Origin of the sequence: Paraburkholderia sp., from assembly GCF_035501035.1 — a bacterium.
Taxonomy (GTDB): domain Bacteria; phylum Pseudomonadota; class Gammaproteobacteria; order Burkholderiales; family Burkholderiaceae; genus Paraburkholderia.
This window is the reverse complement of sequence record NZ_DATJWR010000470.1, coordinates 1-6,411: the sequence shown is the minus strand read 5'-3', so window position 1 is coordinate 6,411 and position 6,411 is coordinate 1. Positions and strand designations below refer to the sequence as shown.

Here is a 6,411-nt window from a genome sequence, read left to right as displayed (position 1 = left end):
CTGTTCTTCACCGTGCTGCTACAGGGCCATCGCGGTGCGGAGGTCAAGCCAGAGGAATACCGGTTCAGCCAGCCGGTGCACGAGTCGCCCACGCTGCCGGTGGCGCTCAATAGCTTTGCGCTGTGGGTCGTGCTGATGATCGCCCTCACGATCACCAATTACGGCTACCCGATCGCGCAATTGCTCGCGACGCCCGAAACGGCCGTACCCGCGATCCCGATTGGAGCGCAGCGATGAGCGACGAACGCCTGTTCTCGTTACGCAATGGGTGGTTTCGCGCGGGCGTGGGCGCGGCGATCGTCGTGTTCTTCCTCTCCGTGCTGATCGGCTTCGTCTGGCTGCCTTCCGCGAAGAGCGACCCGCAGTTCCAGGGCATCTGGAATGCGATCTGCAGCGCGGCCGGCGTGCCGCGCCTGTGGCACCCGGTCGAATCGGCCGTCGCGCCAACCTGGCAGGTCAGCACGGTCGAACTCACGCCGCACATGCTCGACGGCGCGACGAGCCTCTCGATCGGCCGCGGCGCGACGCTCTCGTTGCGCTGCACGATGTGTCACGGCCCGCGCGGCATGAGCATGGCCAATTCGCCGAATCTCGCGGGCCAGTACGCCATCGTGATCTACAAGGAGCTGCACGACTTCCAGACGGGCGCCCGGCAGAACGCGGTGATGTCGCCCATGGCGCACGATCTCTCCGATCAGGACATGCGCGACCTCGCCGCGTATTACGCCTCGCTGCCGGCGGTCGCGCACCTGCACGGCGAGGCGCCCGACATCGTGGCGCACGGCGCGCCGCTGCGCAACATTCCGGCCTGCGCGTCCTGCCACGGCGGCGTGGACAGCAAGGTGGGCAGCCCGTGGCTCGACGGCCTGCCGGCGCCCTACACGAAGGCCCAGTTGCTCGATTTCGCGAAAGGCACGCGCCACAACGACATTTCCGAGCAGATGCGCAACATCGCGCGCAACATGACGCCCGAGGAAATCGACGCGGCCGCCGCGTGGTATGCGGGCCAGTCGCCACAGTGACCACGGTGAGGCGGGGCATGCCGATTGCGCGCCCTGCACGTTCCCTTTTCAACATTCCAGAGAGACATCATGCAAAAGACGGCATCGGCAAAATGGCACGGCTCAATCAAGGACGGACAGGGCACGATCTCGACGCAAACCGGCGTCCTAAAGGAAGCGCCCTATGGCTTTGCTTCCCGCTTCGAAGGCGGCCCCGGCACCAACCCCGAGGAGCTGATCGGCGCGGCGCACGCGGGCTGCTTCACGATGGCGTTCTCGCTCTTTCTCACCCAGGCGGGCTTCACCGCCGAGAGTATCGAAACGAAAGCGACCGTCACGCTCGACAAGGTGGGCGAAGGCTTCGCCATCACGGCATGCCAACTCGACATGAGCGCGAAGATTCCAGGCATCGATCAGGCGAAATTCGACGAGCTTTCGAAGGGCGCCAAGGAGAACTGCCCGGTTTCGAAGCTCTTCGCCAACAACGCGAAGATCACGCTGAACGCAAAACTCGTCGCCTGAGCGCACGAGGGCACACCGGGGGCGCACGCCTCTTGCCGGCTCGCGCGCGCCACGCGCGCCTTGCCGGCTTCATCGAAGAGAGACTGTCATGGCCATCCCCCACGCCGCGCCGGGCGACGTGTTCGACGTGCGGCCGCTAGGCGGCGCGCTCAAGAACGCGAAATCGACCACCTTGATCCGCGCGCAGCAACTCGAAGTGATGCGGCTCGTGCTGCCGGCAGGCAAACGCGTGCCGGAACACAGCGTGCCCGGCGAAATCACGGTGCAATGCGTCGAGGGTGTGATCCGCTTCTTCGTGAACGGCGACCCGCGCACCATGCATGCGGGCGACATGCTGCTGCTAGGCGGCGGCCAGACGCATGCGCTGGAGGCGCTCGACGACGCCTCCGTGATCGTCACGATCCATCTGGCCCACGGGGCCCAGTAGCCGCGAGCCGCCTGCGCACCGCAAACTCGTTCGAAGGTTTCGAACGTCTGCATCGCGCCCCTGGCACGGCAAACCGCGCTCGCGGAACGATCATGGGTTTCAACGCATCCGCGTTCGGACAATCCACGGAGTTCCGCGATGAAACCCTTGCACATGCTCAAGCGGCTTGGTGCCGCCCTCTTCTGCGCCGCCGCGCTCGCGCCGGCCCTGCCCGCGACGGCAAACGCCGCCACGCAACCCGTTGTGATCACCCGGCACGACATCGAGGCAAATGGCCTGCGCCTGCATTATCTGCAGGCGGGCAGCCAGCAGAGCGACGCTACCCCGGTCCTGCTACTGCACGGCTATGCCGAGACCAGCCATATGTGGCAACCGCTCATGGCGCAACTGGGCACGCAGCACGTGGTGATCGCACCGGACCTGCCCGGTGCGGGCGATTCGGCAATTCCGGCCAGCGGCTACGACAAGAAGACCCTGGCGCAGGACATCCATGCGATGGTGCAGGCGCTCGGCTATCGCAAGGTCAAGCTCGTGGGCCATGACATCGGGCTGATGGTGGCGTATGCGTACGCGGCCCAATATCCCGACGAAGTCGAGAGCATCACGCTGATGGACGCCTTCCTGCCCGGCGTGGGCGACTGGCAGAAGGTCTGGCTGCTGCGCGACAAGTGGCACTTCAACTTCTACGGGCCAACGCCGCTCGCGCTAGTCGACGGCCGCGAGCGCATCTACTTCGAGCACTTCTGGAACGACTTCGCCGCGGACCCGTTGCACTCGGTTCCCGAAGCGGACCGCGAGCGATATGCCGCCGCGTATGCGCGCCCTGGGCGCATGAAGGCCGGCTTCGAATACTTCCACGCGTTCCCACAGGACGCAGCCGATTTCGCCGCATTCGCGAAAACGCCGCTCACGATGCCGATGCTCGTGCTGACCGGCGAAAAGGCGTCCGGCACGTTCCTCATCGACCAGGCGCGGCTCGTCGATACGAACGTGCACGGCGTCGTGATCCAGGGCGCGGGTCACTGGCTCATGGAAGAGGCGCCGGGCCCGACGATGGCCGCGATCGAGCAGTTCGTCGATGGCGCGCCGGCGCGTTGAGAAAGCCCCCCTCAGACAGCGCGGGTGGCGCCCCATTGCACTCCCGGCGGCGCGAGCTATAACTGAAAGTACAGCGCGGATGTTCTCTGCGCGCCCGCTCGCCCCATCTTCTTGCGTCGCGCCGCGCTGTGCCGCCCCCGAATGCGTGGGCGCGCTTCCCACGTGGAGCAGTGAGCTAACACGTTCGGCAGCCGTGCGTTGCGCGCCGGCATCCCGACTTTCCAGTTGAGTGTGCGGGCGAGGCCATGTGCCTCGCTCGCGCGCGCCCTGCCGCATGAGCCACTGCGGCAGGGCGCACTCACGAACTCGAGAAAGGAGGTTGAAATGAAAACCCGCTTGGCATTGATCGCCGCATGCGTCACGGTCGTGGCCATTGCCGCGCCGGGCACGGCGCGCGCGAAGGACGAGCCTGTCTCGCAGGAGCGCGCACACCAGATGATGACCAACGACGCCGATGCTTCGGCCCAGGCCGGCACCGACATGTCGTATGGCGGCGCGCCGGATACGCGCAGCGCTTCGGGCCATCGCACGGGCAAGATGTGCTGGCCGCGGCCGGACTGCGACGTCTTTTTCGGGCAGTGAGTTTCGGACTCTGATTATTTCAGGCGTTGAGTTTCGGGCACTGATATTTCAGGCGCTGAATTGCTCACGCTGGAATTCGTTCATTGAGTCGCGGTCGGTGCACTGCGGCCAGTACGGCACAAGCCGATAGACAGGGGCGGTCTGCCCGCCCCTGCCAACCGCGCCCGCTATTGCACGGTGGCCTGCAGCAGCCCCACGACACGCTGCAACGGCGCTAGCACCTCGGGGGCGATGCCGTAGAGCGGCCCGAGCGTCTGCGAAACATCGCGGTAGTCGAGCCGCGTGTGCCCCTCGTCGTCTTCCCAGATCACCATGCGCAGCGGCAGTTCCACCGCCGCATGCGGATTGGCCGCCATGACGGGCGTGCCCGCCTTCGGACTGCCGAACAGGATGAGGCGCGTGCGCCGCAGGCTGAGCCCGACGCCCTCAGCCGCCGCGCGCTGGTCCAGGTCGGCGAAGACCTCTGCGCCTGCCGTCGCCAGCGCGGTCTTCAGGCGCGCGATCGTGGTATCGAAATCGTGCGCGCTCTTGAGCATGAGCACGGATGAGGGATGCTGCCCGTATTCGGCCATGAGGAACCTCCTTCGACGGCGAGGCGCCCGCGCGAGATGCGCGACGCATGCAACGGCACTTTATCCCAGAATACGTGGCGGGCGAGCCAGGTTGATCGCGTCCCGGATTCAGGCGCGCGACTTCGCCGCGCCGGCCTTATCTGCGGCTTGCGGCAGCGCTGCGTGCCGCGGCCACGCGCGCCACCAGACCCATGCGGCGAGCGCCGAGAGCGCGGTGGCGACGAGCAGATTCGCGCGCATGCCAGCGCCGATCGAAACGCGTCCGCCGATCCAGGCGCCCGCAAAGGCGACGCCGAGCGCCGCGCCGGTCTGCCGGGCCGCGTTGAGCACGCCGGCCGCGATACCGGAGCGCCCCGACTCGACCGTCGCCATGAGCGCCGCCGTGGCGGCGGGCATGGCGAGGCTCGCGGCGAAACCGATGGCGGGCAGCGGCAACGCCAGCACGCCGAAGCGCGCGTCGGGACCACACGCCGCCGCCGCGCCGAGATAGCCCGCAGTTGCGAGCACGAACGCGAGTGCGACGAGCGCGCGCGGGCCGAGCCAGGCCGCTGCGCGCCGCGAAAGCAGGCTGCCGAGCGGCACCATGACCGTGAGTGGCAGGAACGCGAGGCCCGCGTGCAACGGCGCATAGCCGCGCTCCTGCTGGAAATACAGGCTGAGGTCGAACAGCAGGCCATAGAACGTGAACGCCGAAATCATCGAAACGAGCGCGGCCGCGCTGAACACGGGCTGGCGGAAGAAGCCGAGTGGCAGCATCGGCTGGGCGCGGCGTTTTTCTAGCGCGATGAAGGCGAGTGCTGCTGCGAGCGCGGCCACGAGACCCGTCACGACGAGCGGCGCCAGCCAGCCGCGCGAAGGCGCCTCGATGATGGCGGCATTGAGCAGCGCGAGCGCCGCGATACCCGCCAGCTGTCCCGCGATATCGAGCCGGCGCGGCTCGCCTGCCTGCGGCTGCGGCGCCACGCGAGCGGCCATGACGATGCCCGCAAGGCACACCGGCACGTTGAGCAAAAAGATGCTGCGCCAGCCGGTCAAGCCGATCAGTACGCCGCCTAGCAAAGGTCCCGCGGCCATTGCGACGCCGCCCAGCCCCGCCCACACGCCGAACGCCGCGGCCCGCTCGCGTGCGTTGGCGCACGCGCCGTTGATGAGCGCCATCGAAGCGGGTACGAGCAACGCGGCGCTAATGCCCTGCAGCACTCGCCCTGCGGTGAGCAGCGCGAGGCTGGGTGCCGCGCCGCACAATGCCGAAGCCACCGTGAAGGCCGCGAGCCCGGCCATGTAGACGTTGCGCGCGCCGAGCCGGTCGCCGAGCGTGCCGCCCGAAAGCAGCAGGCTCGCGAACGTGAGCGTGTAGGCGTTCACGACCCACTGCAGGCCGGCCACGCCACCCGCGAGGCTCGCGCCGATACGCTCGAGCGCGACATTGACGATGGAGGTGTCGAGGATCACCACGACATAGCTGATGCTCGTTGCCCAGAGCACCCGGCGTTGCTGTTCGCGACTGTGCGTCTGCATGGACTCTCCTGCTACGCCGGCGCACAACACGCGAATCACGCTGATCGCGCTGAATGGCCGGCCACACGAGCCCAGTATCGAACGGCGCGCAGGCACAATGCTTCGATGCGTATCGAAACATGCAACCATGCTCGCGGGCTACGCTAGCTGCAAATTCCGGAGAAACGCATGAATGGCACGAACGTCCAGCCGAGAGTGTCCGCCACGGCCTTCCTGATCGCCGACCCCGCGCGCGCCGCCATGCTGATGGCGCTCGGGGACGGCCGCGCGCTGCCCGCGGGCGAGTTGGCCTACGCGGCCGGCGTGACGGCGCAAACCGCGAGCAGCCATCTGGCGAAGCTGCTGGACGGCGGCCTGCTCGCCGTCGAAAAGGAAGGCCGGCACCGCTACTACCGGCTCGCGGACGCCCAGGTGGCCACCCTGCTCGAAAACCTCGCGGCGATCGGCACGCGCGCCCCGGTGCGCCACAAGCCGCCTGGCCGCGAGGCGCAGAAGCTGCGCTTCGCGCGCTGCTGCTACGACCATCTCGCGGGCCAGGTGGGTGTGGCGATCACGGGGCGCTTGACGGAAGCGGGGCTCATCACCGCCGAAGCCGACAAGCGCTTCGCGGTGACCCCCGCGGGCGCCGCATGGTTCGGTGAACTCGGGCTCGATGTCACCGCGCTGAAGCCCGGCCGCCACGGCGTTGCGC

General features: G+C 67.7%; 8 protein-coding genes and 1 pseudogene. 7 read left to right on the top strand and 2 right to left on the bottom strand.

The features are described from left to right. The 6 genes and pseudogenes from VMJ11_RS32655 to VMJ11_RS32630 all read left to right on the top strand — a co-directional run. Positions 1 to 237: pseudogene (locus tag VMJ11_RS32655) on the top strand (cytochrome C oxidase subunit I); the annotation flags it as partial. Next, positions 234 to 1,022, top strand: a complete 789-nt coding sequence (locus VMJ11_RS32650) for a c-type cytochrome (protein WP_325625199.1) — start codon at positions 234 to 236, stop codon at positions 1,020 to 1,022. The pseudogene VMJ11_RS32655 and the gene VMJ11_RS32650, both read left to right, overlap by 4 nt. Before the next feature lie 69 nt (positions 1,023 to 1,091). Next, the gene (locus tag VMJ11_RS32645) at positions 1,092 to 1,523 is read left to right on the top strand and encodes an OsmC family protein (protein ID WP_325625197.1); all 432 of its coding nucleotides are present in this window, start codon (positions 1,092 to 1,094) and stop codon (positions 1,521 to 1,523) included. Positions 1,524 to 1,611: 88 nt separating this feature from the next. Next, positions 1,612 to 1,950: a cupin domain-containing protein gene (locus VMJ11_RS32640; protein WP_325625196.1), complete on the top strand. Its 339-nt coding sequence runs from the start codon at positions 1,612 to 1,614 to the stop codon at positions 1,948 to 1,950. A gap of 138 nt (positions 1,951 to 2,088) precedes the next feature. Next, entirely contained in the window at positions 2,089 to 3,048 is a 960-nt protein-coding gene (locus VMJ11_RS32635; protein WP_325625195.1) for an alpha/beta hydrolase, read from the top strand. 324 nt (positions 3,049 to 3,372) lie between these two features. Further along, a complete protein-coding gene (locus VMJ11_RS32630) occupies positions 3,373 to 3,630 on the top strand; it encodes a hypothetical protein (protein WP_325625194.1) in 258 nt (85 codons plus the stop codon). 167 nt (positions 3,631 to 3,797) lie between these two features. Here VMJ11_RS32630 and VMJ11_RS32625 read toward each other — a convergent pair whose 3' ends face one another. Next, positions 3,798 to 4,202: a DUF302 domain-containing protein gene (locus VMJ11_RS32625; protein WP_325625192.1), complete on the bottom strand. Its 405-nt coding sequence runs from the start codon at positions 4,200 to 4,202 to the stop codon at positions 3,798 to 3,800. A 108-nt stretch (positions 4,203 to 4,310) separates the two neighbouring features. Continuing rightward, positions 4,311 to 5,720 carry an MFS transporter gene (locus VMJ11_RS32620; protein WP_325625191.1) on the bottom strand — a complete coding sequence of 470 codons (1,410 nt, stop codon included), beginning with the start codon at positions 5,718 to 5,720 and terminating at the stop codon, positions 4,311 to 4,313. 168 nt (positions 5,721 to 5,888) lie between these two features. On the opposite strand from VMJ11_RS32620, the gene VMJ11_RS32615 reads away from it, so the two are divergent. Then, positions 5,889 to 6,411 (top strand): helix-turn-helix transcriptional regulator (locus tag VMJ11_RS32615; RefSeq protein ID WP_325625190.1); only part of this gene is annotated, 523 nt, incomplete at its 3' end.

Excerpts from the sequence above, each read along its gene's own strand:
- VMJ11_RS32650 (WP_325625199.1), top strand. The coding sequence starts at position 234 with ATGAGCGACGAACGCCTGTTCTCGTTACGCAATGGGTGGTTTCGCGCG.
- VMJ11_RS32645 (WP_325625197.1), top strand. The coding sequence starts at position 1,092 with ATGCAAAAGACGGCATCGGCAAAATGGCACGGCTCAATCAAGGACGGA.
- VMJ11_RS32640 (WP_325625196.1), top strand. The coding sequence starts at position 1,612 with ATGGCCATCCCCCACGCCGCGCCGGGCGACGTGTTCGACGTGCGGCCG.
- VMJ11_RS32635 (WP_325625195.1), top strand. The coding sequence starts at position 2,089 with ATGAAACCCTTGCACATGCTCAAGCGGCTTGGTGCCGCCCTCTTCTGC.
- VMJ11_RS32630 (WP_325625194.1), top strand. The coding sequence starts at position 3,373 with ATGAAAACCCGCTTGGCATTGATCGCCGCATGCGTCACGGTCGTGGCC.
- VMJ11_RS32625 (WP_325625192.1), bottom strand. The coding sequence starts at position 4,202 with ATGGCCGAATACGGGCAGCATCCCTCATCCGTGCTCATGCTCAAGAGC.
- VMJ11_RS32620 (WP_325625191.1), bottom strand. The coding sequence starts at position 5,720 with ATGCAGACGCACAGTCGCGAACAGCAACGCCGGGTGCTCTGGGCAACG.